A 25,123-nucleotide genomic window follows, 5' to 3' on the forward strand; every position below is an offset into this window, starting at 1 on the left:
GAGGCTGATATGACTATGAAACGAAATATGCTGCAGGAAGCCTCCCACGGTTGGCAAACGAGCGCCTACGTTTTAATGCTGACTTTTGCGGTACTTACGCTGTTCCCGCTTATTTGGCTTTTTTATTCGTCCTTTAAGCTGAATGCGGAAATTATGATTCACCCGTTGGCGCTGCCGAAAGCTCCAACCTTTTTTAACTATACCGAATCGTGGGCAAAGGGTGGATTAGGTATTGCACTGGTAAACAGCTTTATCTATACGATTACGGCGACCGTCTCTACCATGCTGCTTGCAATGGCTGCTGCTTTCGGTTTAACAAAATTCCCTTTCAAATCGTCAAAGGTCTTTACTTCGATTTTTGCCTTTGGTTTAATGATCAGCGTTCATGCAGTTATCATCCCGTTGTTCCAACTGGAAGCAAAACTCGGTATGGTGAATACACGCTTAGGGGTTATCATTCCGTATGTTGCTTTCAACCTTCCGATCTCCATTATGATTGCGATTTCGTATGTTAAGGGGATTCCCAATGCGCTCATTGAATCGGCGGAGATAGACGGCGCAAAGTACCGCTACATATTTTGGATGATGATTATGCCGCTGTCCGTTCCCGTCATCGCAACGATGGTTATTCTGTCTTTCTTACAGCACTGGAATGAATTTTTATTCGTGTTTGTCTTTACAACGAAGGCGACGTTGAAAAGCTTGCCGGTTGCGATTACCCAATTTGCAGGGCGGCTCAACATCGACTACGGTTTACAGTATGCCTCCCTCATTATCGGGGTACTTCCGATGATTGTATTCTATATTGTCTTCCACGCGCAGCTGATTAAGGGTTTTGGGGAAGGGGCTCTAAAAGAATAAAGGTGTTCATATTATTTATTATTGAAGGAGTTTTTTAAATGAATAGAAAAAAGCGAGTGCTTGTGGGCGGAATGCACCATGAGTCCGATACTTTTAATCCGATTACCACCGGACCCGATGATATTTGGGTGTTACGGGGAAAGGATCTTTTAGAGGGAAAGGGGCAAAGTTCCGTTTTCGGTTCGATTGCAACGCTGAAAGAAGCGGGGTACGAGGTTATCCCGACGCTTATTGCACGGGCGGTTCCGAATGGCGAATGGGATAAAGACTACTACCTTTCGTTAAAACAGGAATTCTTGCAGGCGATTAAAGATGCGCTGCCGTTGGATGCGCTGTGTCTTTCCCTGCACGGTTCGATGCGGGTACGTGAAATCGGTGAGGCTGAAGGTGATTTACTGGAAGATATCCGTAAAATCTGCCCCGATATTCCTATTTTGTCATCGCTCGATATGCATGCAACGATTTCGCAGCGAATGCTCGACTATGTAGACGGCTATGTAGGATATAAGTGCGCCCCGCATACAGACACATATGAAATCGGCATTCATGCGGCACGTATGACTATCGAGACATTGGAAAAAGGCATCAGGCCGGTTATGTCGGCGGTTAAGATTCCGTTTCTTATCGCAGGTGAACAATCGGAAACCAGCGTTGAGCCGATGAAAAAATTGACGGCAACGTTACGCGAATACGAGAAACAGCCGCACATTATGGCAGCTTCGTACCTGCTCGGCTTTCCGTGGGCCGATACTGCCGACAACGGTGTTACGGCGATGGTGGTAACCGACGGAGATAAGCAGCTTGCAACCGAAAAGGCGCGGGAGCTTGCGCAGTTATTCTGGGATACCCGAAAAGAATTCTGCTTTTACAACGAAACCCGCGAACCCGCCGACGCCCTTGTCCATGCACGTTCCAGTGTTGAAGCAGGCGTGTATCCGGTAGTGCTCTCCGACTCAGGCGACAATCCGACCGCCGGTTCTTCGCAGGATGTAACCAACTTCTTAAAGGCAATCCTTGCCGATCCCTTCTTAACCTCGTTAAACCCGCCGCTGTGTTATCAGGCTTTTTACGACCCCGCCTTAGTTGCAGCCGCCTTTAAAGTCGGGGAAGGGAATGTCGTAGAGGGAACGCTCGGCGCCACCTTCGATAAAGAAAAGAGTTCACCCATTCAGGTAAAAGCGACGGTAAAAAAACTATGCAAGGCATGGGCAGAGGCTCAGAACAGCGATATGGCGCTTTTGGATGTCGGCGGCGTCGATGTCGTTGTAACTTCAAAGCATGTCGGCTGCTATGACCCCGAAATGATGCGGGCGCTCGGCGTTGAACCTACGGAACGCAAGGTCATCGTCGTCAAGCTTGGTTACCTTGAACCGGAAATCCGCGCCATTGCAAAACGCTCGATGCTCGTGCTCACCGACGGTAGCACCAACGAAGTGTTCTCCCGTCTGCACTATAAATATTTGCCGAGCCCGATGTATCCGATGGATAGGGGTATGGACTGGCACGCCTAGTCCTTTTGAAATATACGGTGTATCTGCGTTGTCGCTACGCCGAAATAAATGCTCGACGTACAAAAAGTACGCCTCCGCTTTATTTCGGCTAGGCTCCTAGCATCTACCCCGTCTATTTCAAAAGGCTGACGGTAAATGGTATTCAGAACGGACAGGATGTCCGTGGTTTCACGCAACGGCGACGTTTTTGCACAGCAAAAACTCGCGTCCAGAAGTGTATACGGATGTACACTTCTGGACAGGCTATTTTCAAAAAGGTTGGTTCCAAATATACGGTGCATCTGCGTTGTCGCATCATTAAAAGTGTACATCCGTGTACACTTTTAATGGCGAGTTTCGCGGAATCGCGAAACATCGCTGCTGGTTAATACGAGCGGCATCCGTGCCGCTTCTGCAATAAATGCTCGACGTACATCAAGTACGCCTCCGCTTTATTTCGGCTAGGCTCCTAGCATCTACATCGTCTATTTCAAAAGGCTAACGGAAAGGGTGCAGCTACTTCGTGCTGCACATAAATTAATCCTCAACGTGGCAGAAGCGGCACGGATGCCGCTGGTTCCATGCAGAAGCGATGTTTTTGCTGGGCAAAAACTCGTAGCCCAAGCCGGTACACGGATGTATCGGCTTGAGCAGTTGTGTTTTTTCATAGTATGTTCCTCCATAGGCATATATAACTACTTATAGAGCACGGATAAAGAAATGGCTAACAAAATGGGGATAATGCATTATTTTTTTGATAAAAACCGAAACTGAGGGAAAAACAATTCAGAATTATGAATATCCGCTAAAGCGGAGGGTATTAAGCTCTCCGCACGAACAAAGTCATACCCGATAGAGTAACCATGGTTCTTTTTAAGCAACTAAGGTTCTTTTTGAGTTAAAAACATTTTTTTATAGAAGATTTTTGCTATTATACCTTAATTTCTTTTGTATCCATTTCTATCTATAATAATAGGGAGCCATTCTATGCGTAAAGCTTTTATCGTTTTAACCGGAATATTGTTTACTCTTTTGTTTGCAACGTGTAAGCAGTTTACCACAGACATAGACGATTACCTCGGCTATTGGTCTTCCGAGGCCTTTATACGAAGCTCGACCATAGACAAGAAAACATACAATGATGCAAACGGTATGGCAAGTGTCGCTTCTGCGGATAAGGTTACCGTTACGCTGAAAATACAGAACCCCAAGTCCTTTCGGTTTGTTATGCCGTCCTCGTCCGAAACAAGAAAGATTGTCGAGTTCGCTCATTTTACCGGGACAGAACCCGCAGCCGGTACCGATTATGAACTGATACAGCCTTCGGCGGATACCTTGCAGCTTGTATATAACAAATCTTTTTTGGAAAAGGCCGAATGGGGAGAAAAAGATATCTCGTCTACCATCACCCTGTATGCCGATGACGGCAGAGAGTTTAAACAAACCTTTACCATTCCCCTTAAAGCGAATACCCCGCCTCCGAAGCCGGGCTATGCCGTTGCAAAAACGACGGGGACGCCCGCTTATTACGTGCTGTGCATCACGGTACCGGATATGGATAAGACAGCAGGGGGAGGGCTTTTGCATAAAGACCTTGACCGTATTGAGATTAACGGAACACCCTATACGTTTTCGGTTAATGAAGCGCAAACCGCGTTTACCAAGCCGGAAGATCCGGTCTTTATTACACATTCCGATGTAGAAAAGCTGAGCAACCAGCCTAACGATGCTATTCCCACCGATAGCAGCTGGGTGCTGTACTATCAAACCAATGTTAAGGTTGAACTCGGCGCCGCAAAAGAAGACTATACGATTAAACTTATAGACAAAAAAGGCTTAGCTTCTGACATAGTGAACGCAAGTACAAAGCCGAATAAACCGAAAGCAGAGGAGATTACCATCACGGAAGGATCAAAGATTTCCGGCAACGGCGGCAGCGAATCCGATCCGACTATCATCGGTACCGATAGCAGCAGAGCGACATTAAGCGTTTCTTCTGCAACGGCAAATACAACAGTGCACTGCACGCTGACTGAAATCGGCAGTTCAACGCCGGCAAAGTATGACGGCAATCCCGTTACCGTACCGCTTCCGTTAAACGGCGCCGGTGAAAAAAAGTACAAGCTGGAGTATTACACGGACGGCGAAGGCTTTGCTGCAACGCCGGTAAAAACGATTTATTATAAGGTTGTGAAGGCCTACACGGTAACCTACCGCGTAGAAATTGTAGACGAAGTAGCGGGAGGAAAGATTAAAGCCGATTCAGGTAGCTTTGTAGAAAGTGGCAGCACATCAGTTGAATACGGCGGAAGTGTAGGCTTTACCGCGGATCCCACCAATATAGACTGGAAAGTTGCAGAATGGAAAAAGGACGATGTCGTAGTAAACGGGACAAGTACAACCTACAGTCTTTCCAACGTAACCGCAGATACAACCGTAACGGTGAAGTTTTACCAGTCGACCTTAAAGAATCCGACGGCAAAATGGCGTGACCTTGCGCGTGCAGTTAAAAGCGCACCCGATAACGCTACCCTTACCATAGACGGCGAAATAAAGGCAACAAATGCCGAGGGAGATAATGGCGTAATTAATACCTACAAAAGACTTACCATAAAGGCAACAACTCTTCCGCTGCTTTGAATGCAGACAGCAAGTCGGGTATCCTTGATGCGCATAACACACTCACCCTTCAAAACATAACGCTTAAAAACGGTAAATGGCTCTCCAACCACTCAGGCGGCGCCGGCGTATACGTAAATTCGGGTGGTACACTCATTATGAAAGGCTCAAGCATTATCGAAAACTGCTCGGCGGATAATTCCGGCGGCGGCGTTTACGTAAGCGGCGGAACCTTTGAAATGCACGACACAAGCAAGATCACCGGCTGCTCGGCGAATAAAGAAGGCGGCGGTGTTTATGTACAACAGGGCGGAACCTTTAAAATGCACAACTCGAGCGCTATCATCAGCTGCTCGGCGAATAAGGGCGGCGCAATCTTTGTGAACGGTGCAACCGTCAACATAACGAACTGCACCCTCAAGGGTAACGAGGCTGTTAGTGACGGCGGTGCAATTTATGCACAAAAAGAAGGCAGCACTGCTTCCACCGTAACAATCAGCGGCGGTACTATCGGCGGCACAGGTACGGACGAGAAAAACAAGGTAACCGGCAAATGGCACTTTGGCGGCGGTATCTTTGTAGATAATGACTGTACCTTAACGCTTGACAGTGTACGGATTATCGGCAACGAGGCATGGAGAGCCGGCGGTGTGCGCGCAAACCGATCAACTGTTACCATGACCGACTGTACTATTAAAAACAACAAGACAACAGGCGACGACGACTCAAACGGCGGCGGCGTATATACCTTTATGGGAAGGCTCACCATGACAGGCTGTACCATTACGGGTAACAAGGCAGATACAAACGGCGGCGGCTTAAATGTTGAGGGTACAACTACTAACATCACAAACTGCACCTTTACGGGGAACACCGCAAAGAACGGCGGCGGTATCTATACGAAAAAGATTGAAAGCACCCCCGCCACCGTAACAATCAGCGGCGGCACTATCGGCGGCACAAGTACGGACGAGGCAAACAAAGCGACCGGAACCGACGGCAACGGCGGCGGCATCTATGTCGGTGAAAACTGCAAGGTAACACTGCAAAATAACGGCTCCACCGGCTGCACAATTACGGGCAACACAGCAGCAAAGCATGGAGGCGGAGTTTATGTAAACGGCAAGACATTTACGATGAGCGGCAATGCAAAAATTGAGGCAGACAACGATGTGTATTTGGAGAGCGAAAAGACGATAACCGTTGACGGAACCTTGTCAAACAACCCAGCCGCACGCATTACGCCGAGAGAGTACAAGGAGAATGTGCCAGTACTTAGGGGCGGTTCAGGCGTAACGCTCGCAGATGAAGTAGGTAAGTTTACGGTAACATCGGATGTCAAAGACGACGGTATTGCACAAGCATGGATAATTGATACTACCGGAAAATTAGAAAAGTCCAATATGGAAGTACGGTATGATAAGCTGGCTAGCTATCTTTCACCATCACCTCATGCGGTCGAGGAGGGGGGCGTATACCGCTTTAAAATAACCGGCACTATACCGTCGAACCACTTACAGAGTGCAGGCTACAATCAGATGGGAAGACTTGCACAAACGATACATAATAGTAATAAAAAGGTTGCTCTTATACTGCCCGACAGTATTCCGGATCTTACCAGTATGAACGAGGGCTTTTATGGATGTGAATACCTCGTTTCTCTAGAGAACATTCCTTCAGGCGTTACGGATATGGAGGGCTGTTTTAAAGGCTGCACAAAGTTAACCCACGCTCCCGCTATTCCTTCAGGCGTTACGACGATGAGGGAGTGTTTTAAAGGCTGCACAGATTTAAGGCGAGCTTCTAATATTCCTTCAACCGTTGGGAATATGAATAAATGTTTTGAAGACTGCAAAAATTTAACCGTTGCCCCCCAAATTGAGTCAGGCGTTACAAATATGGAGAGATCTTTTGCCGGTTGTAAAGCTTTAACCCAAGGTCCCGATATTCCTTCATCGGTTAGTATGATGTATCAGTGTTTTGATGGCTGCAAAAGTTTAAAAGGAGTAAAACTTATGTGTAATTACGACGATTCAGTTAGTCTGTTTCAAGATGTTTTTAAGAACTGCACCGCCTTGGAAGACGGCGGAATAAAGGTTCCTCAAAATCAGCTTCAAGAATATAAAAATCATGCGGGCAAAATGGGGGTAACAGATCCGGATAAGTTTGTCGGATTTTAATGGGGATACTCCATGGTGGCAACCGTATCAAAAGTATTTTGAGCGGTTGCCTTCCTGCTGTGCGGAATTTTACACAAAATTCCGCGCAGTTTTTTCCAGCAGACGGGAAAACGTATCAGGCTGTTTTATCATATCTGCCATAAATGGTAGTAATACTAGTCAGCAGCAATACGGCAGCAAGAAGGATTATGAATTGCCTTGTTGGTTGAATGTATAAAAAACGGATCTTTTGTTTTATTCGTGCGGTTTAATACCCCGACGCTCTGCGTCGTAACAAAAGGGTATTAAAGCCGACTGCAACCACCTTATAGAACATACCGTGCGAAACATTGAGCACTGTGCCCCGACGCTTGCGTCGGGGTTGTTGATTTTTCTTGATTTCCTTAGCCATTTTGCTCCAAAAGTCATATAAGGACTGTAGGAGACAAACATGAGAAGAAAACCATTTGAAGAATTAACTATTTCTGACGACTTCATGTTTTGCAAAGTGATGGAACATGAATCTATCTGTAAAGAATTTCTAGAAATGCTGTTTGCTGTTAAGATCGAGAAAATCACCTATCTGGTATCCCAGAACACCGTTACAACCAATTCTGGATCAAAAACCATCCGGCTTGATGTACTGGTAAAGGACAAGTTCGGTACGTCCTACGATATCGAGATGTTTTTTCCGATAGACATCCCTGTCTATCGGAAAAACGAGTTTTGCCTTGTGGCAAAACATCGCTGCTGCTAGAACCAGCGGCATCCGTGCCGCTACTGAAACACCTTTTGCAAAGAGGCGGAGCAGATGCAAGGAGATAGCCGAAAATAAAGCGGAGGCGTATCGGGTATACGTTGAGCATTTATTTTCGGCGTACGACACAGCAGATGCCCGCATATTTGTAAAAGATGCAAAAAAGATTATACTCAATGCGAACGCATTTAAAGAAGCTGACAGTCAAGAGTTGCAAGGCTTTTTACAGTACGTAAAAACCGGGGAAGTAACGACAAAATACACAGGGAGGATAGAGAAGATGATACAAACAGTAAAACAGAGCGAACTGGCACGAAAAGAATATCGCATATTACCGGCAGCTTTGATGGAGGCGATGGATGAAGGTGAAGCAAGAGGTCTTGAACGCGGTCTTGCAGAAGGTTCTCGCCAAAAAGCGCTTGAAACAGCACGGTTGATGAAACAAGCGAATTGTGAAATCCCATTTATCGAAAAGATGACCGGTCTGAGCAAAGCGGAAGTAGAAGCGATTAAATAATTGGGAATTATGAATTAGTTATCGGGAGCATTGATGTATGAAGAAAAATTGTGTAAAGGCAGCGCTCTGTGCGCTGGCATTTTTGGGCGCTTCCCTTCTTTTTGCTCAAGAGGTTGAGGATGAACCTAAGAGAGAAAAAGACGGCCTTCATTGGTCTTTGGGTCTTTCGGCGGAAGGGAATATGAACATGCCGAAAGGCTATGCCTTGGGCGCAGGGCTGTACGGGATGTTTGTATTGCCTGATTGGGTTAAAACGGGCAGGTTTTCAGCCGGTGTAAAGCTTTTGTATTCGACGGGATTTAAAAGATACAGTCTTCTTGATACGGCTGTTCTGTTCCGCTGGAATTTTTATGATTTTGCAAAGTTTAAAACCTGCGATTCAGGCTTTTTTGTTCAGGTGGAAGGTGGCGTTTCCTTAGGCTGGAACGGAAAGACCGCAAAACCCTTTGTATTCGGTTTGGGAGAAGGAACATTCGGCTACCGCTTTGCAGTAAAAAACTTTTTTATCGAACCGTATATAAGAGGCGGCTATCCGGTAATCTGGGCTGCCGGAGTAAGCGGAGGATTTAGAATATGAAAAAACAGAAAAGTCGGATTTTAGTTTTAATTTTGGCGGTACTTTTGGTATCGGTTTCGGCTTGTAAAAACCCGTTTTTAAAGAAGATGCTGATTGAGGAAGGAGAGGGTGAAAGTTCTGCGGTTCCCAAACACACGGTAACTTTCAGCGTAGAAGGCACCGGCGGAACGCTTAAAGTAAAGGCGGACGGCATAGCGGAAACGGATGTAAGCCCCATAACCGTCGAACAGGGTAAAAAGGGAACTTTTACGGCAGAGCCTGCCGCAGGCTACATGATAAAAGAGTGGAAAGTAGACGGCATCGTTGTTACAGGCAATACGTCCAACACCTATACCCACACCGTAACGGCAGCAGTCGACGTAAAGGTGCGCTTTGATGCCCCCTTTGTCGAAGGCGGCGCATCGCTCATCTTAAGCCCCGATAAGCTCACCATCAGAGTTAAAGCAGTAACCTCGGACGGTTCCGCCGTAGCTGTAGAAGGCTGCACCGAAACAAATCTTGCAAGCGACAACAGCACGTACACGGTGCTGCACGCACAAGGCACAACCGTTATCCTTAAAGGCAATATCACCGAACTGGACTGCAGCGGTACCTACAACGATAACAATAAGCTTACAGCCCTTAACGTACAGGGCTTAACTGCTTTACAAAGGCTGTACTGCGGCTACAATCAGTTTACTGCCTTTGACGTACAGGGGTTAAGTGCTTTGCAATATCTGGACTGCTCCAACAACCGGCTTACAGCCCTTGACGTACAGGGCTGCACCGCTTTGCAAGAGCTGTACTGCGGCTACAATCAGCTTACCACCCTTGACGTACAGGGGTTAAGTGCTTTGCAAAGTCTGGGCTGCATTGCTAATCAGCTTACCGCTCTTAATGTACAAGACTTAACCGCTTTGCAATATCTGAGCTGCGACCGTAATCAGCTTACCGCCCTTGACGTACAGGGCTTAACTGCTTTGCTAAAACTGTTCTGCAGCAACAACCGGTTTACCGCCCTTGACGTACAGGGGTTAAGCACTTTGCAATATCTGGACTGCGACAACAATCAGCTTACCGCCCTTGACGTACAGGGCTTAAGCGCTTTGCAATGGCTGTGGTGCTACAACAACCGGCTTACCGCCCTTAACGTACAAGGCTGCACCGCTTTGGAAGGGTTGTGGTGCTACAACAACCGGCTTACCGCCCTTAACATACAAGGCTGCACCGCTTTGAAAGGGCTGGGTTGCTACAGCAATCAGCTTACCGCCCTTAATGTGCAAGGCTTAAGCGCTTTGGGATGGCTATACTGCGGCAACAATCAACTCACTACACTTAATGTGCAGGGCTTAACTGCTTTGCGAACGCTACGCTGCTACAACAATAAGCTCACCGCACAAGCCTTTACCAAACTCTTTGACGATTTACCGGCGCGGCAGGATAGTTATAAGGGGGAGTGTATTCTTTACACCGAAGAATCCGGCGTTACCGAGGGCAATCACAAAGATTTTAGCACTCCTCCGGATTTAGCCACAGCCTTTAATAATGCTAAAAATAACAAGAAGTGGAAGATGTATAAGAGGAATGGAAGCGGGTCATGGGTTGAGATTTAATGGAAATAGCGGGGAATGAGCAAGGGAGGGAAAGACACTTATCCGGAAAAAAGAGTCTTTCCTTCCCTCTTCTTTTTCGGGAGCCTTCCTATCCTCAAATGCTGTGCGGAATTTCGGAGGTATGGGGGGAGGGGGGCAATTGATAATGGGTAATGGATGATTACAAATTACAAATTACCCATTACAAATTGCTTCGACTTCGTCTGTGGTTAGGCCGGTTGCTTGCGCTATCTTTTCCCGAGAAAGCCCGAATTGCAGAAGATTTTTTGCCGTTTCAAGCGCTTTTTGGTGTGAACCCTCTGAGCGCCCCATATCAAAACTTTCTTCCCGTTGCACTGCTATGTCGGTATCATAATCATACTCACCTATTAACAATGTTTATTACCTCCTTTCTTTTGCAAATAGGCGGTATATCTGCGTTGTCGCATCGTCAAAACTATACATCCTTGTATAGTTTTGACTGTGAGTTTCGCATACAGGCAAAACTTGATAGTAAAAAGGGAAGTTTTTTCAAGGGGTTTACCCCTAAAACAGCAGTTAATAGCACACGAAAAAGCATCATTGATTAAAAAATCGTTACAGCTTTTTCTACACTTGTTTTTTCTATACTGCTATCGTACACCATATTCATAAAAAGTCAAGCCCTTTTTGATACATTTTATATATTTATGCAATAAGCGTCTCACGTGTAATTGCTTGTGCAATTGCCCTGCTCATCTCTCGCTTCTTTTCTTTCCTCGCCTGCGTTTCATGGTTGCAGTAATGACGTAATACCCAAAGGCTTTTATGTCCGGTAACCATCATAATTTCACGTTCTAGGTATCCTTTATCCCATAAAATGACAGCCGCTAAATGACGATAGGAATGAATACTCAAATGCGGCACATAAAAGCCAAGAGTTTTCATCACGCGGATAAATTCTTTGCGTATTGAATCATAGCCGATCGGTCTATCGTCTCTTGTGCTATTATAGAATAAGAAGGCTTCCTCATTATCTTTTTGAGGGTGGGTATCGATAAACTCTTTTAATAAAGCGGTCAGTTGAGAAGAGATGGGAACTTCTTTATAAGATTTGTTTTTTGTGTCTTTCAAGATATGGCTACTGAAATGATAGTTTTTTGTGATACGTACGGTTGCCTGCGTTTCGCCGTCATTAAAAAGAATATCGGAAATTTTAAGAGCCGCGACTTCACCGATACGGCAGGCTGTTTCCAGAGCGAGTTTATTGATACAGTAGTGCATTTTATTTTTAAAATGTTCAGTAGTAGAAAAGAGCTGTACCGATTGATCGATTGTTAAAATGGGCTTTATCTCACATTCTCCTTTCGGCGGATGAATTTGCGGAGATATATCAGTATCGAGTAATCCTTCTTTATAAGCGAACTTAACCGTCTGTTGGAGCCATTCACTCATTTTTTTGAGGCTGCTTACTTTAAGAGAGCCCAAAAGGGAGACGAGAAATTTATTGATGTCTTTTGCCGTTACTGTATGAAGCGGGGTATTCTTAAAATACGGGAATAAACGCTTTTGCAGCATATAGCGTATTTTTTGAAACCGTGTTTTCCCCGGAAGGAGTTTTTCCTGTACGCCTTCCTCACGAAGGGTGGCAATGTAGGGGGAGCATTTCCAATCCCAAAAGGTTAAAGTGTAATCGACGAATGAAAGAGATGAATGACTATTTACGGTAGCGTTTTTTTTTACGTCTAGCGATTCAATGTGCGATGATTGTTGAGGATGTCCGCTCTCTTTTTGATTATCACAAGGATGAACGGAAGCGGCGAAACCGTACATATAAGAAGCGAGGGAGAGAATTTGGGAAAGCTCATCGGAAGGGATACGCTTATTTACGATCATTTTTTTGAATGTTTCGATAACTGCATGAACTTCAATGGCTTGTTTCTCTTCTTTATTGTGCTTTTGAGGTATACCGCCATAGAGCCAGCCGATAACAACTTCTTCAGCTTCTTGTCTGGAAGACTTACCCGTTGAGCGGGCTGTTAAGGGTTTGCCGGTTACCGGATCGATGAAGCGGCAATACCAAATACTGCCGCGGAGATAAAGGTAATATTTTTTTGTTTTCATAGGTTCGTGTGCTCCTTAAAAATCCTTCTATCAGGAAATAAAAATACTTATGGAAGGGCGGTATTCGCGTTGTATACCGGGGGCAATTGTTTCATAATGAAATGAAACACCCCTCCCTGTCCATATTTTTCCGATAAAGGCGGCGCATACTTACCGTCGTATCTTTCGTTCTTTTGATGTGTCGAACGATAAGGTTATTGTACCATTAACAAGGGAAAGAATGCAAGAGAAAACTTTTCCGGCTTTGCTTTTGCAGTTCTTTTTGCGTACGGATTTTCCATTTAAAAGTAAAGCTGCATCAGAAGCAGATAAAAGTGTGCCGTATGTTTTTTTCCATATGGTGAAGCGGCAGCCGGTAACGGGATACTGATTACAAGAGAATGCTTTTTCCATTTCAACGACTGCGCCGCCGCAGAGCGGACAGGTACCAATTTTTTGTTTTTCAAATACGGCTATGGAAAGCTGCTCTTTGCAGACATTTGAGACAAACGCTTCTATTTTTTCTAAGAACGTTTTTGAATCGGTTTTTAAGGCATACTCCCATTCCGCTGTTTCCCGTGCTGAAATAAGTGGAGAAAGAAGCGGAAATTTTTCAAGCTGCTGAATTAAGAAAATCCCTTTTTCCAAAAGATGAAGATTCTTTTTTTCCTCATGTATGTAGGCGCGATCCAAGAGCGTTTGAATAATTGCAGCGCGGGTTGCTTCGGTGCCAAGGGAGGCACTGTGCTTTCCGTTTTCTTTCGGCTTTTCCATAAATTGCAAAAGCGAGTCATAGCGATAGGGCTTTTTACTCTGTGTTTTCTTTTTTTCTGTCCGTACTTCCTTGCAAAGAAGATGCGTTGTATCAATATCATCAAAAGTATTTTCTTCACCCTTATCCGGTACACCGGTTTCATCGGAGTTTTCACCTTCCTTTGAGAAAAGTGATTTCCATCCGCTTTGAAGCGTCTTCCGCCCTCGTGCAATAAAAGGCACACCATCTATCGTAAGAAAGAGTGTTTGCATTTCATAAACAAAGAGATGAGAAAAAGAAGCAAAGAATTGTTTTACGACAAGAGAGAATACCGCCTTTTCAGTTTTTGAAGCAGTATCTGGAATTGCTTGCAGGGGAATTAACGCATGGTGATCTTCAAGCTGCGCATCATTAAAGAGACGGGTATTACGAGCCTCCAGTAACGCAGTATCAACAGCGCCCGTATATTCAGGATATACAGCACTCATGCGTTCAAAGACATCTTTAATAAGCGGAACGTCGGCACTTCCCATCACACGGCTTGGAGTGCGGGGATAAGAGAGGCATTGATACTTTTCATAGAGTGTTTGTGCAATGGCAAGGGTTTGATCGGGAGAAAGGGAAAGAGAAGAAAAGGCAGCACGTTGCAGTGCACTTAAATTAAAAAGGAGCGGAGGGACTTCCTTTTTTTGTTCTTGTTTTATTTCTTGTACGGCTACCGGTTTTTTTGAAAACCGGTCAGGAGTAAAACAGTCGTTTTGGAAAGCAGTGGTAATCGAGGCGTCTTCATTTTTTGTATAGGCCTTTGCCGTGAAAATAGCCTCACTTGAGGCTATTTCCGCGACATACTCATAATAAGGAGTTGGGATAAAGTCCGCGATTTCTTTTTCCCGCCTGAATATTTCGGCGAGTACGGCCGTCTGCACTCTTCCGACCGAAAGGAGTGTTTTTGCATGGAGGGATAACAGACGGGAAATATTGATTCCGACAAGCCAATCGGCTTTTTGGCGGGCATAGCCTTGACGAGCGATATCATTATAGTCGCTTAATGGTTTCACCTTTTTTAAGGCCTCTGTAATGACAGGCGGTGTAAGCGCAGAAGATGTCCAAAACCTAAAAATATTTTTCGTATCAGTGATGCCTGCTTCGTTTAAAACGATGCGGGCAATAAGCTCCCCTTCACGGCCTGCGTCGGTCGCGATGATGATAGTGTCACTTTGGTGTGTTTGTAATAATGACACGACAAGGTTAGCTTGTTTTTTTGACGCTTCAATTTTTTTAAAACGTATTGTGTGAGGGATAATCGGCAAATCCGAAAGGCTCCACTTTTTATAGTGTACTTCATAATCTTCAGGATCGAATGCTTGAAAAAGGTGTCCGAGACAATTGGTAATAAGATAGCGGCTGTTTTCATAATAGGAGCCGGTAAAGGGAACCGCGAGGGCGTGGGCAAATGCTTTAGCGACGGAAGGTTTTTCAGTTAAAATAAAAGTCATAAAAATAATATAAAGTATTGCAGTAATAACATCAATATGCTATACTCACAGGTGTCCTAAAGAGGCAAGATAAAGGAATGTTAACGCATTTTTTTTTCTGCCTAGTGCATGGGATAGAAATTTGTGAACACCTGTGCGCAATGTTATCTGAGCAAACAAAATTATATTTGGTGCATCAAATATAATTTTGTTATACATGGGGCGTTTTGGTGATTTTTCAGTTCTTACCGGTTTTTAGCAATACACTTGAGGCTTAAATAGCCTCAAGTGAGGCTATTTCATTTTGAGGAAAACGATGGCAATACAGTTGAACCTTGAAAGGCTTGGTGCATACGAAAAAGATCTTTTTAAGATCAAGCGCGTGCATAAAAAGAATGACATGAAAGAAGCGCAAAAGCTTTTTACTGCACTAAAACGCCGACTGCACAGCGGTGAACAAATAGGGGTGCCAAAAAGCGGCGGTAGAATAGTCGGCTCTTTACGAAAGCGTCAGCAGCGCTGCATGGTGAAATTTTTTTATGGGACAAAAATGAGTGCGCATCAAAAATATCTGGAAGAATATATGCCGCAAAAAAATAAAGAAGCGGTTCTTGAAAAACCTGAACTATTCGGAAGCGATAGCGAAGAATATAAGGCGCACATGAGTGATAAACATTTTAAGTTTATTATTTCTCCCGAGCGAAGTGATATAAACTTAAAAGTCTTAACTGAAACACTGGTGAAAAAAATCAATACGCTTTACGGGCTTGATGTTTATTATCAAGCGGCAGCACATTACGACACCGCGCATCCGCATGTGCACCTTCTTATCAATGGCGTCGATAAAAACGGGCGTGTCATTGAGCGGTTTCCGAAAGATTTTATCAAACACACCTTTCGTGTGATGGCACAGGAAGTATGCACATCACTTTCAGGGTATCGTACGGTCGAAGAAGTTCGGCAAAGTAAAAGCGACTTATATAAAAGCAATCGCTTTACCGCAATTGATAAAGCAATACAGGCAAGTGCATGGAGACGTGATGAGCGAAGTAAAGCAATTATTTTCACCCATGATTCACTGTTAGTAAAAAAGCGGCTTGAGTACTTATCAGCGCTCGATCTTGCCCGTCATACCGGAAGCGGTCGGTATGAGCTTAGAGACGGATGGGATGAATCGCTTAAAAATATGGGTAGGTATAACCGCTTCCTTGAAGTATGGAATACTTATAAAGGAAGCGGAAAACAGTTAAGTGTCTATCAAGGAAAAGAGGAACTCACCGGAATTATAAAGAAGGTGTATACGATGAATGATGAAGATACATGGAATAACGGATTTGTCCTTGAGACGGAAAAAGGAATTTATTATGTTCCGACACTGCACAATATCGCAGAGCGTTTTATTGGTAAAACAGTGAAGTATCGCGGAGGAAATATCCACGGGGGTGGAAAGCAGCGAGGAAAGATTACGCTTTATGGCAGAAATGCGTAGGTATTTTATATGAAAATGTAAGGAGCAAAAGATGAGTAAGAAAAGTGAATTTATACGAGGTAAACCGACTCGAAAAAAAATAACAGTTATTATGGATATCCTTAATTTTGTTATTCCGATTATCACCGTAGTCGGCGGCTTTTGGTGGAGTACACAAGTTTTCGCACGCCTTATGCGCTATAATCCTCATATTATCAGGTATCCGTTATTTCGCTTTCCTTCAGGATATCCGGTGTATAATCCGTTTGTGTACTTCGGCTGTTTCATCAAATACTTTCTTCGTCCCGGCTTTGATGTGTATTTATTCCGCTCAATAAAGCCAGCTCTCATTGGAACAGCAATCGCGATCGGTTTTATTATTCTGTATGTCATTCGCTCGTTACGGCAAAAGGAAGAACATCTTTATGGAACGGCGCGATGGGCAACAGAGAAAGACCTTAAAAATGCAGGGATGTTTCGTGAAACCGGCGTCGTATGCGGGCAGACGGCAGATGCTGAAATCAGTGCCGAGTACAATGCAAAAGATGATGCCGTACGCCTTAAAACAATATCCGAAGGCAGAAGGCTCTTGTGCCATTCGGGGAAAACCAACACCCTCTGCCTTGCTCCGACACGAAGCGGGAAAGGTGTATCCGTTATTATTCCAACACTTTTAAACTATCCGCATAGCGTCATTGTCTTTGACCCGAAGGGGGAAAACTGGAATATTACGGCAGGTTTTCGAAAGAAATTTTCACACTGCCTTAAATTTTCGCCCATTTCACGTGATACGCTGAGGATCAATATTATTGATGAGATACGGGACGGAGACTTTATGTATAGCGATGCGAACCTCATCGCCGATATTCTTTTTGCAAGTGATAGTGCCAAAGATTCAGGGACGGAACAATTCTTTAATAATAGCGCCAAAGATTTTGTTACCGGTGTTATTTTGCATGTGAAGTATTCCGGCCGTTATCCTGCAAAAAATCTTACTACCGTGTTACGGCTCATATCGGAGTCAAATGCCTTTTTCTCACAAGGACAAACGGAAACCGACATTAAAAATCCGCTTGTCGAGGCGATGCTCAAAGATCCTCACAGCAGCAATAAAAGCGCTTGTAAGACAATCGCCGGATGCGCGAGTAGGCTTTCAAAAAATCCGAAAGTGCAAGCGGACGTCCTTTCGACGTGTTTTTCAAAATTGCAATTATTTGAAGATCCGCTTATTGAAAACGCGACGTGCGCAAGTGATTTTTCAATTGAAGATTTTATTGCAACAAAGCGACCGATTTCACTGTATCTGACGGTGCCGTATGCGCATATCAAACGGATTGCACCGGTATTCCGCTTACTCATTGAATTTATGCTCAGGAAATTTTCCGAAGGGGAAACACAGTATGGAGCAGTTAAGCTTTCTGAAGATTTACTTTTTATACTCGATGAGTTTCCGATACTCGGCTATTTTCCGTTTCTTGCAGAAACGATGGGTGTTCTTGCAGGTTATGGGGTACGTTTTTTAATCATCTGCCAAGCAATGAATCAGCTTGTGAAATTATATGGACAGGAACACCCGTTTTTAGACCACTGTGAAAACACGATTGTTTTCAGGCCGAGAAAGCCCAGTGATGCGAAAGTCTTTACTGACTTACTCGGTAAAGAATCGGTCGTGCATGAAAACATTTCACAATCAGGAAGGAGGTTCGGCCCGCTTGATAACCGCAACCTTGCCGCACAAGAGATACAGCGGGATTTAATGAATCCTGATGAGCTTACAAAGCTTGATTGGAATTCACTTCTTTTAATTAACAACGGTATGCCGTATATCGGAAAGAAAGTGGTCTACTTTGATAGTCCTCGCTTTAAAGATCGCGCCAATATTACGGTGATGCAAAAGAGAGATGAGCTATTAAAGGAATGTGTCGAGCTCCCCTCAAATGAGGGTGTCAATATTTTTGCACGGTCAGCTGAAGTCGAAAAGGTGATGGCAAAAGATACGCCACTATTTTTAATGAGCGGACAGGACATCCATGTCGAAGAAGCGACGATGGAAAATGCAACACTTGCCGATTTTCTTGAACCGCTTCCGCAGGAAGGTGAGCGGCATTTTTGCGACCCTTCCGATCCGTGTATCCAAGAATTAAAAAGGAGAATTAGCACACTGGAATTACAAATAGCCAGTGAGAGTGAAAATGAATGGGAGAATCAAGATGATGAGGTTTTCTAAACGAGACTTTTTGCAACGAGATAAAAAACAAAGGGAATACGATGAAAAAGACAAATAAACCATCAGTGCCAGCTTTTTCAGGAAGAAAAGGGCGGTTTATTGCTACACGCGTTGATCAAAAATTGTATGAACTGCTCCAGCTGAAAAGTAAAGAACAGCGTCAGTCGCTTTCCGATATTGTTCGTGATGCACTTGCACTCTATGTTACGCAAGAAGTGAATGATAAAAATTTATTCTATGATGTAATTTCTCAAGTGAAAAGTCTCCTTTATTTTCTTGAAAAAAAGGTCGATTTTCACCGGGAACTATGGTTTTATTCTCTTATTCCGCAGTTTGCTAATTACGTCGATTATTTCGATAAAACGGCAGAAGAAAAAAAACAGATTGGATCTATCGCCGTCAAACGGCGTAATGATCTTTTAAAAAGTTTCACCCAAAGAATGTACCGGCAGCCGTCGGTGATAGAAAATTTTTTACAAGATTTTCTTGAACAAAGTAATGCAGTGGAAGAAAGCCAGGGATAGACAGTATGAGCGATGATGATATTCGATTAAAACGACAATATGATAACCTTATGCGGGATTTACAGCCGCTTGAGTGTTATCTTGCTGACAGTGAAGTCACCGATATTGCAACCCTTGCAGACGGTGAAATTGTCATAGAAAAATTTTGTAAAGGAAAAGAATTCACCGGAATATATCTTACGGAAGGACAGACACAGCGGATTACGCGAAGTCTTGCGACGGTGCTCCATAAAGAGATTGAAAACTCGCGTATTCCAACGCTTGAAGGTGTTATTCCTCATTACAATGCACGTATCCAAGCGGTCTTTCCGCCGTGGACAAAGCGGACACAAGTATATATCCGCCGTCCTGCGCAAAAAGTATTTACGCTTGAGCAGTATGTTGATCAAGCATTTATGACGGAGGAACAGTATGACGTAGTAACAAAAGCAATTAAAGCGAGAAAAAACATTATGGTCGGAGGAGCGACCGGAAGCGGGAAAAGCACATTTTTAAATGCCGTGTTACACAAGATGGTGGAATACACGCCCGATGACCGGTTTCTCATTATTGAAGATGTCCCTGAATTGCAGTGTACGGCACATGATGCGCATTTTCTTTTGACAAGTTCAAAGGAAGCTTCCGAAGCAATCGCCTCGGCAATGCGTATGAAGCCACGCCGTATTATTTTCGGGGAATTACGTTACGGCAGTGTCGCTAACGAGCTCTTGAAGGCATGGCAGACCGGGCATCCGGGAAATGCTACGACTATTCATGCAGAAAGCGCACCGCTCATGCTCGCGCGTATTCAAGGGCTTTTACGGGAAGTTATTATCGGCTCATTACCTCCTGTATCGGATGCAATACATGTATGTGTGCATTTGACTGCAACGGAAACGGGACCAAAGGTCAACGAAATACTCGATACGTCGATAAGCGGACTTGATGAATACGTCAAGGAAATGCAACGCATTTCTTTATAATGCTATTGATGGTATAACCGCAATATATTATAGTATTATAGACTGTACGGTAATAAAGTCTGCGCTATCACAGATGTGGTAGGTATATGGGCAGATGACGGCGGCGGAGCTTCATATCAATGAAGTATTCAATGTGTCGATAAACAGCACGTTTTTTTACAATGATATTGATGTTATTACATCAGTATCATTGCAGTATATCGCGCGCTGTAATTTTAAGGAGTGTTACATGAAAAAGAAAGTGCGTGAAAAACTTTCACACAGCACAAAGCTGTCCTCTAAACGGACAGGGAATGGGAAAAAAATAATCGCATTTTGTATTGTTTTTTTCATCTCAATTGTATGCGCCTATGCAGATAGCGGACGAAGCATTGGAAAGCTTGATGATTATGCTCGATTGATTTTGGGCATCTTTACGAGTTTTTGGATGAAAGCCCTCTGCGCGGTAGCTTTTATCATTATTTGTATACGGGCAATTACCGTCGGTCGTGACGAACCGGGGCTTATCAAAAAATACATTCCGTGGGGAGTCGGTGTTTTACTCCTTTTAAGTGCCGGACAAATTGTGAATTTCTTCTTCAACGGGAACGAAAATATCGCTGACCAGCTCGGATGCTTAGTACAAGCGGTATCGCTGCTTGTTGCATAACAGGCTATAGGTAAGGAGAAAAAAGAATATGGCGAAAGTTGTAACGCATTTATGTGCTGCGATACGGCAATATACGGACAAAGACGGAAAAGAAAAAACACAGTATCAACGGATTGGCTGTGAAATGGAAGATGAAACCGGAAAACGTTTTATCATTCTTGACCGCTTCATCGCCCTTTCAGGGCTTCCTGATTTTTCGAACGGGAAATATAGCGATTCGGTTTTGGTATCGAAATTCCCGGTAAAGAAAAAAGGAGAAGCTGAGATTGAGACAAGTTTTGAAAGTGAAGAAGTCGATAACGGCATCTTTTAAACCTATTTGATACGAAACAAACGGAGCGTATTGAATAGCCAATGCGCTCCGTACTCGTAAGATGTGGAGTGCGAAAAAATGGAAATGATAAGTGATTATTCAATACCAATTCATAGAAGCCTCATACAGGTTGATATGCTTTTTGGTATTGGAACAAAAGCGGCGATCCTTCTTTTAATTGTTACGGTGGTCATAATACAGATTACCGGCGCATGGTTTTTAATCGTTTCAGCGGCACTTTTTTTTCTCATGCGATTACTCGCAAAGAATGATCCATATTTATTGGATATTCTTTTTGATTCGGTTTTGCAACAGGATATTTACTATGGATAAAGAAGACGGCGAAGATCTGCGTGAATACGATTTCGCACTCGCTTTAAGCGAAGAGCGCAGGATAAGCGTACAGGAAGCGCTCTATAGCTGCCAATACCTACGGGATTTTTTCCGTGAAAAAATTCTTGAAGGAAAGTCCGTGTATATCCACGGCATTGGCCGATTCCAGGTGAAAAAAAGGAAATTTCGGCATTGTAGAGATTTTCAGTCAGGGCAAGACATAGGGGAAAAAGAAGTTTCGATTCTTCAGTTTACAAGCGCCCATTCATTACGAACACAGTTAAGAAAAAAATAATGGAGGTGGAAAAACGAAAAACCTATTAAAAAGCCTTTTTAAACCACGCCGGTTTATTGAAGGGTTCGACTTAAAAAGGTACAAAGAAAGAAAAAATATGTTTTCCTCATGGTGTCCATGGGCGACACTGTTAGCAGATGGACTCGTTCTTTTAAAGAATGGAGCACTGTTACAAAGCTTTGCCTTTTCAGGGCCGGATCTTGAATCGGCATCGGCGGCAGAAATTGCAGGAGTATCGGCACTTTTTAATGACGCTGTAAAACAGCTCGGCGGACGATGGGCGGTACAACTTGAGGCGCAACGGTATAAAACAACCGTGTATCCTTCAGCGCAGTTTGACAATCCTGCAGCATACATTATCGATAAAATACGGGAAGGCATATACTCAGCCGGTAAGGAAAATACGCATTTTGCTTCTTCATATTACCTTTCCTTTACGTATGAACTGCCCTCTGATTTAAAACGAAGCAGTACTCGCTTCTTTTTTTCCGGAGGAGATAAAAACAAAGGAAGTTACACGCTCAACATCGATGCAATTATGGGGGAGATAAAAAGTTTTCAATCGGTAACGAGTAAAATAACAGACACGCTCAAGCGCGCGCTTGTTATTGAATCGCTCAATTCCGATGAAATGCTTACGTATCTTCACACGTCCGTTTCACTGAAATGGCATCCGTTAAAAGCGCCTGAGTACCTTTTGTTTTTGGATAAGATTATTACTGATTCAAATATCGAAAACACGATTCCATTAAAGCTCGGAGACTATTACGTGCCGGTTATCACAATTAAAGATTTCCCGCAAGAAACGTATCCTGCCATTTTTGACCGGCTCAATCGCACCGGCATTGAATACCGCTGGTCAACCCGCTTTATCTGTCTTGATAAAAAAGATGGATTAAAAGAAATCGACAAGTGGCAGGCGCGTTTTCATGGGGGAAGAAAAAGTGCGAAGCAAATTATGACTGAGTACACCGAAAAGCACGAATCAAGCCGCGTAAATCAAGGTGCGGTTGCCCTTGAAGCAGATGCTTCGGCTGCACAGGTAGAGGCGATGACAGACTTATACCGGTTCGGCTATTACACCTCGACACTCGCCGTATGGGATCGCGATCTTGAGAAAGCGGAAGAGAAAGCGCGTATTTTGGAAGGTGAAATAGCCGCTTGTATGTTTAACAGCATCCAAGAGACGGCCAATGCATTCGAAGCTTTTCTTTCGATGATGCCGGGTAATGTCTATGCGAATATCCGCCGCCCCTTAATTTCAAGCGGGAATCTTGCCCATATCATTCCGCTTTCTGCCGTGTGGACAGGGATTATCCATAATGATTTTACCGAAAGTATTTCAGGATGTGCATCGCCTCTTTTAACCTGTTCGAGTAATTATGCAACACCGTTTTTCTTTAACTTAAATGTCGGTACCGTCGGACACACGTTCTTTTTCGGGCCGACGGGATCGGGAAAATCGACAATCTTAGCGCTCATTGCCATTCAATTTTTAAAGTATCCGGATAGTAACGTTATCATATTTGATAAGGGCAAAAGTGCACGCAGCGTTACGATGTCCGCAGGCGGCGTCTATGCAGAGCCCGGTATCGGAGACATCGGCTTTCAGCCGCTTGCAGACCTTACTACCCCGTCAGATATTTTGTGGTGTGCAAGTTTTATCGAAGTACTTTTAAGCGAACAGGCGGTTGCCGTTGATGCTTCAATGCGGAACGCCATTACCGAAGCGTTGAAGCTCATGAAAGATATTCCGCTTGAAGATCGTACCCTCACCACCTTTACCACCTATGTGAGCTACACAAATCCTTCCACTGGTATAAACGACATTAAAGCCGGTTTAAGCCCGTACCTGAAAGGAGGACAGTTCGGCAATATCTTTGATGAATCGGAGACGTCGCTTCCGTATTCAAAGTGGACAATGATAGAGATGGGCTCCCTTATGGACTTATCTGAAAAGGCGGTTCGCCCTGCACTCGTTTTCTTATTTAAATACATCGAACGTATTTGGAAAGGAACGAATGCGAAACCGAAACGGAAAAAAGAACTCACCCTTTTAATTCTCGATGAAGCGTGGCTGTATCTCGATAATCCTGTTTTTGCGACTCGTATCAAAGAGTGGCTTTTAACGTGCCGTAAGGACAATGTGTTTGTCGTTTTTGCGACGCAGCAGGTAGAAGCAGCTCGCCGATCAAGTATCGCTCCTGAAATTGTACAATCGTGTCTGACAAAGGTCTACCTTGCAGACCGCAGTGCACAGGATGCTATTCAGAAAGAAGCGTATCGCTATTTCGGCTTAACCGATGCGGAAATTTATGCGATTTCAAAGGCACAGCCGATGCGTGATTATTTTTATAAATCTTCGCTCGGAACACGCATGTTTAATCTTAATCTCGAAAAAGGGCAGCTTGCAATTCTTTCAAGCGATCATGCCTACCTCGATTTACTTGAGCAAAAGTACGGAAGGAACTCAAAACGGTATCTTGTTTTTGAAATATTAAAACATCGAGGAATCCCATTTACTCATTTTTTTGATCGGCAAACACTAACTGAATTATTGAATGAAAGGAGCTTACTATGAAAAAAGTACAGTGTATTATTCTTGCCATTCTTCTTTTCGCAGCTCATACCCATGCACAAATGGCGGTTTTTGATCCGACCAATTGGTTAACAGCTATCGATACCCTTTATGCAACGTATGATCAACTGATGAATACGGTTCAACAGCTCAAGACACAGTACGAGCAGCTGCAACATGCATACGAGATGGCAAAGACATGGGATTTTTCAAAACTAAAATGGGATGGAGACTGGGATTTCCGTAATGAAATTAGTAATGCCGGAGCTGCGGTCAACCGGCAGCTGGCAGGCTTACGGAACATGAAAGAAGCGCTCCAAAGTCAAAACATTCGATTGGGAGGAGTAAGTTACAGTATCGCCGATTTAGTCGGTGCCGGAGATGTAAATAAAAATATTTTGCGTTTTATTGAGCATGGCGCCGAGTGGATGAGTAATGATCAGATGAGCCGCGCGGTACGCGGTGTCACCGGAAAAATGAGCGAAAGAGAAAAACGCGCTATTTGGAGCAAATACGGTATAAGCCCCGAGAACTTTGTTTTTGTCAAAGAGACGGAAAAGTTTTTGAAAAAACAAGCCGATCGGGTAATTGCCGCAGGACTTGATGAAAATACCAATGAGCTCATTGAATCAACGACAAAAAAATACGGAGACGTGTTTGCTGCTGCTATGAACGGTAAAAACCCGACGGAACTTTTACAGCAGATTGCGGCAATGTTTAAATTGCTTGGAGAGCAGGTAAACACCCTTAATACAAGCTTAAATCAAATCGGAACGCTGTACGCAACCCATACCCAAAGAGAAAAAACGCAACAAGACATTGCTCGCGATACGGCAAATACCATCAATGAGGCGCAAAAACGAGGGACGCCTTCCAGCATGTTTGTTACCACAAGTGAGGATAAATAAAAGG

General features: G+C 44.0%; 19 protein-coding genes and 1 pseudogene. 17 read left to right on the forward strand and 3 right to left on the reverse strand.

Annotated features, from left to right (window positions below; translation table 11 throughout):
• Positions 1 to 9: 9 nt before the first annotated feature.
• The 7 genes and pseudogenes from ABH09_RS04460 (at position 10) to ABH09_RS04495 (ending at position 10,572) form a co-directional block, all read left to right on the forward strand.
• Complete coding sequence (locus ABH09_RS04460; RefSeq protein ID WP_253715358.1) at positions 10 to 861, forward strand: carbohydrate ABC transporter permease; 852 nt, start codon at positions 10 to 12, stop codon at positions 859 to 861.
• 38 nt (positions 862 to 899) lie between these two features.
• Positions 900 to 2,372 (forward strand): M81 family metallopeptidase, encoded by a 1,473-nt coding sequence (locus tag ABH09_RS04465; protein ID WP_253715359.1) that lies wholly within the window; start codon positions 900 to 902, stop codon positions 2,370 to 2,372.
• A 966-nt stretch (positions 2,373 to 3,338) separates the two neighbouring features.
• The gene (locus ABH09_RS04470) at positions 3,339 to 4,991 is read left to right on the forward strand and encodes a hypothetical protein (RefSeq protein WP_253715360.1); all 1,653 of its coding nucleotides are present in this window, start codon (positions 3,339 to 3,341) and stop codon (positions 4,989 to 4,991) included.
• Positions 4,988 to 7,150, forward strand: coding sequence for a right-handed parallel beta-helix repeat-containing protein (locus ABH09_RS04475; protein WP_253715361.1), 2,163 nt, complete (start codon positions 4,988 to 4,990; stop codon positions 7,148 to 7,150). Before ABH09_RS04470 ends, ABH09_RS04475 begins: the two co-directional genes overlap by 4 nt.
• A gap of 430 nt (positions 7,151 to 7,580) precedes the next feature.
• Positions 7,581 to 8,403 (forward strand): annotated as a pseudogene (locus tag ABH09_RS13020) (hypothetical protein).
• Between the two features lie 37 nt (positions 8,404 to 8,440).
• Complete coding sequence (locus ABH09_RS04490) at positions 8,441 to 8,980, forward strand: hypothetical protein (protein ID WP_253715362.1); 540 nt, start codon at positions 8,441 to 8,443, stop codon at positions 8,978 to 8,980.
• On the forward strand, positions 8,977 to 10,572 hold the full coding sequence (locus ABH09_RS04495; protein ID WP_253715363.1) for a leucine-rich repeat domain-containing protein: 1,596 nt from the start codon (positions 8,977 to 8,979) through the stop codon (positions 10,570 to 10,572). The genes ABH09_RS04490 and ABH09_RS04495 overlap by 4 nt, the downstream gene beginning before the upstream one ends.
• A 174-nt stretch (positions 10,573 to 10,746) precedes the next feature.
• Here the strand turns inward: ABH09_RS04495 and ABH09_RS04500 are convergent, their stop codons facing one another.
• The 3 genes from ABH09_RS04500 to ABH09_RS04510 all read right to left on the reverse strand — a co-directional run bounded on the left by ABH09_RS04500 (position 10,747) and on the right by ABH09_RS04510 (position 14,883).
• Positions 10,747 to 10,947: a hypothetical protein gene (locus tag ABH09_RS04500; protein ID WP_253715364.1), complete on the reverse strand. Its 201-nt coding sequence runs from the start codon at positions 10,945 to 10,947 to the stop codon at positions 10,747 to 10,749.
• 291 nt (positions 10,948 to 11,238) lie between these two features.
• A complete protein-coding gene (locus ABH09_RS04505) occupies positions 11,239 to 12,654 on the reverse strand; it encodes a tyrosine-type recombinase/integrase (protein ID WP_253715365.1) in 1,416 nt (471 codons plus the stop codon).
• A gap of 150 nt (positions 12,655 to 12,804) precedes the next feature.
• Complete coding sequence (locus ABH09_RS04510; protein WP_253715366.1) at positions 12,805 to 14,883, reverse strand: DNA topoisomerase; 2,079 nt, start codon at positions 14,881 to 14,883, stop codon at positions 12,805 to 12,807.
• Positions 14,884 to 15,178: 295 nt separating this feature from the next.
• Between ABH09_RS04510 and ABH09_RS04515 the strand changes: the two genes are divergently transcribed.
• The 10 genes from ABH09_RS04515 to ABH09_RS04560 all read left to right on the forward strand — a co-directional run bounded on the left by ABH09_RS04515 (position 15,179) and on the right by ABH09_RS04560 (position 25,119).
• Complete coding sequence (locus ABH09_RS04515) at positions 15,179 to 16,351, forward strand: relaxase/mobilization nuclease domain-containing protein (protein ID WP_253715367.1); 1,173 nt, start codon at positions 15,179 to 15,181, stop codon at positions 16,349 to 16,351.
• A 31-nt stretch (positions 16,352 to 16,382) separates the two neighbouring features.
• Positions 16,383 to 18,557: a type IV secretory system conjugative DNA transfer family protein gene (locus tag ABH09_RS04520; RefSeq protein ID WP_253715368.1), complete on the forward strand. Its 2,175-nt coding sequence runs from the start codon at positions 16,383 to 16,385 to the stop codon at positions 18,555 to 18,557.
• 41 nt (positions 18,558 to 18,598) lie between these two features.
• Positions 18,599 to 19,081 carry a ribbon-helix-helix domain-containing protein gene (locus ABH09_RS04525; protein WP_253715369.1) on the forward strand — a complete coding sequence of 161 codons (483 nt, stop codon included), beginning with the start codon at positions 18,599 to 18,601 and terminating at the stop codon, positions 19,079 to 19,081.
• A gap of 5 nt (positions 19,082 to 19,086) precedes the next feature.
• The gene (locus ABH09_RS04530) at positions 19,087 to 20,043 is read left to right on the forward strand and encodes an ATPase, T2SS/T4P/T4SS family (protein WP_253715370.1); all 957 of its coding nucleotides are present in this window, start codon (positions 19,087 to 19,089) and stop codon (positions 20,041 to 20,043) included.
• 229 nt (positions 20,044 to 20,272) lie between these two features.
• Positions 20,273 to 20,692 (forward strand): hypothetical protein, encoded by a 420-nt coding sequence (locus ABH09_RS04535; protein WP_253715371.1) that lies wholly within the window; start codon positions 20,273 to 20,275, stop codon positions 20,690 to 20,692.
• Between the two features lie 28 nt (positions 20,693 to 20,720).
• Positions 20,721 to 21,005, forward strand: a complete 285-nt coding sequence (locus ABH09_RS04540) for a hypothetical protein (protein ID WP_253715372.1) — start codon at positions 20,721 to 20,723, stop codon at positions 21,003 to 21,005.
• Between the two features lie 78 nt (positions 21,006 to 21,083).
• The gene (locus tag ABH09_RS04545) at positions 21,084 to 21,338 is read left to right on the forward strand and encodes a VirB3 family type IV secretion system protein (RefSeq protein ID WP_253715373.1); all 255 of its coding nucleotides are present in this window, start codon (positions 21,084 to 21,086) and stop codon (positions 21,336 to 21,338) included.
• Positions 21,331 to 21,633 (forward strand): HU family DNA-binding protein, encoded by a 303-nt coding sequence (locus ABH09_RS04550; RefSeq protein ID WP_253715374.1) that lies wholly within the window; start codon positions 21,331 to 21,333, stop codon positions 21,631 to 21,633. Before ABH09_RS04545 ends, ABH09_RS04550 begins: the two co-directional genes overlap by 8 nt.
• A 97-nt stretch (positions 21,634 to 21,730) precedes the next feature.
• Positions 21,731 to 24,214: a VirB4 family type IV secretion/conjugal transfer ATPase gene (locus ABH09_RS04555; protein WP_253715375.1), complete on the forward strand. Its 2,484-nt coding sequence runs from the start codon at positions 21,731 to 21,733 to the stop codon at positions 24,212 to 24,214.
• Positions 24,211 to 25,119: a hypothetical protein gene (locus tag ABH09_RS04560; protein ID WP_253715376.1), complete on the forward strand. Its 909-nt coding sequence runs from the start codon at positions 24,211 to 24,213 to the stop codon at positions 25,117 to 25,119. Before ABH09_RS04555 ends, ABH09_RS04560 begins: the two co-directional genes overlap by 4 nt.
• The last annotated feature ends 4 nt before the right edge of the window (positions 25,120 to 25,123 follow it).

It is taken from the genome of Treponema sp. OMZ 803 (assembly GCF_024181165.1).
In the GTDB taxonomy this organism is placed as follows: Bacteria; Spirochaetota; Spirochaetia; order Treponematales; family Treponemataceae; genus Treponema.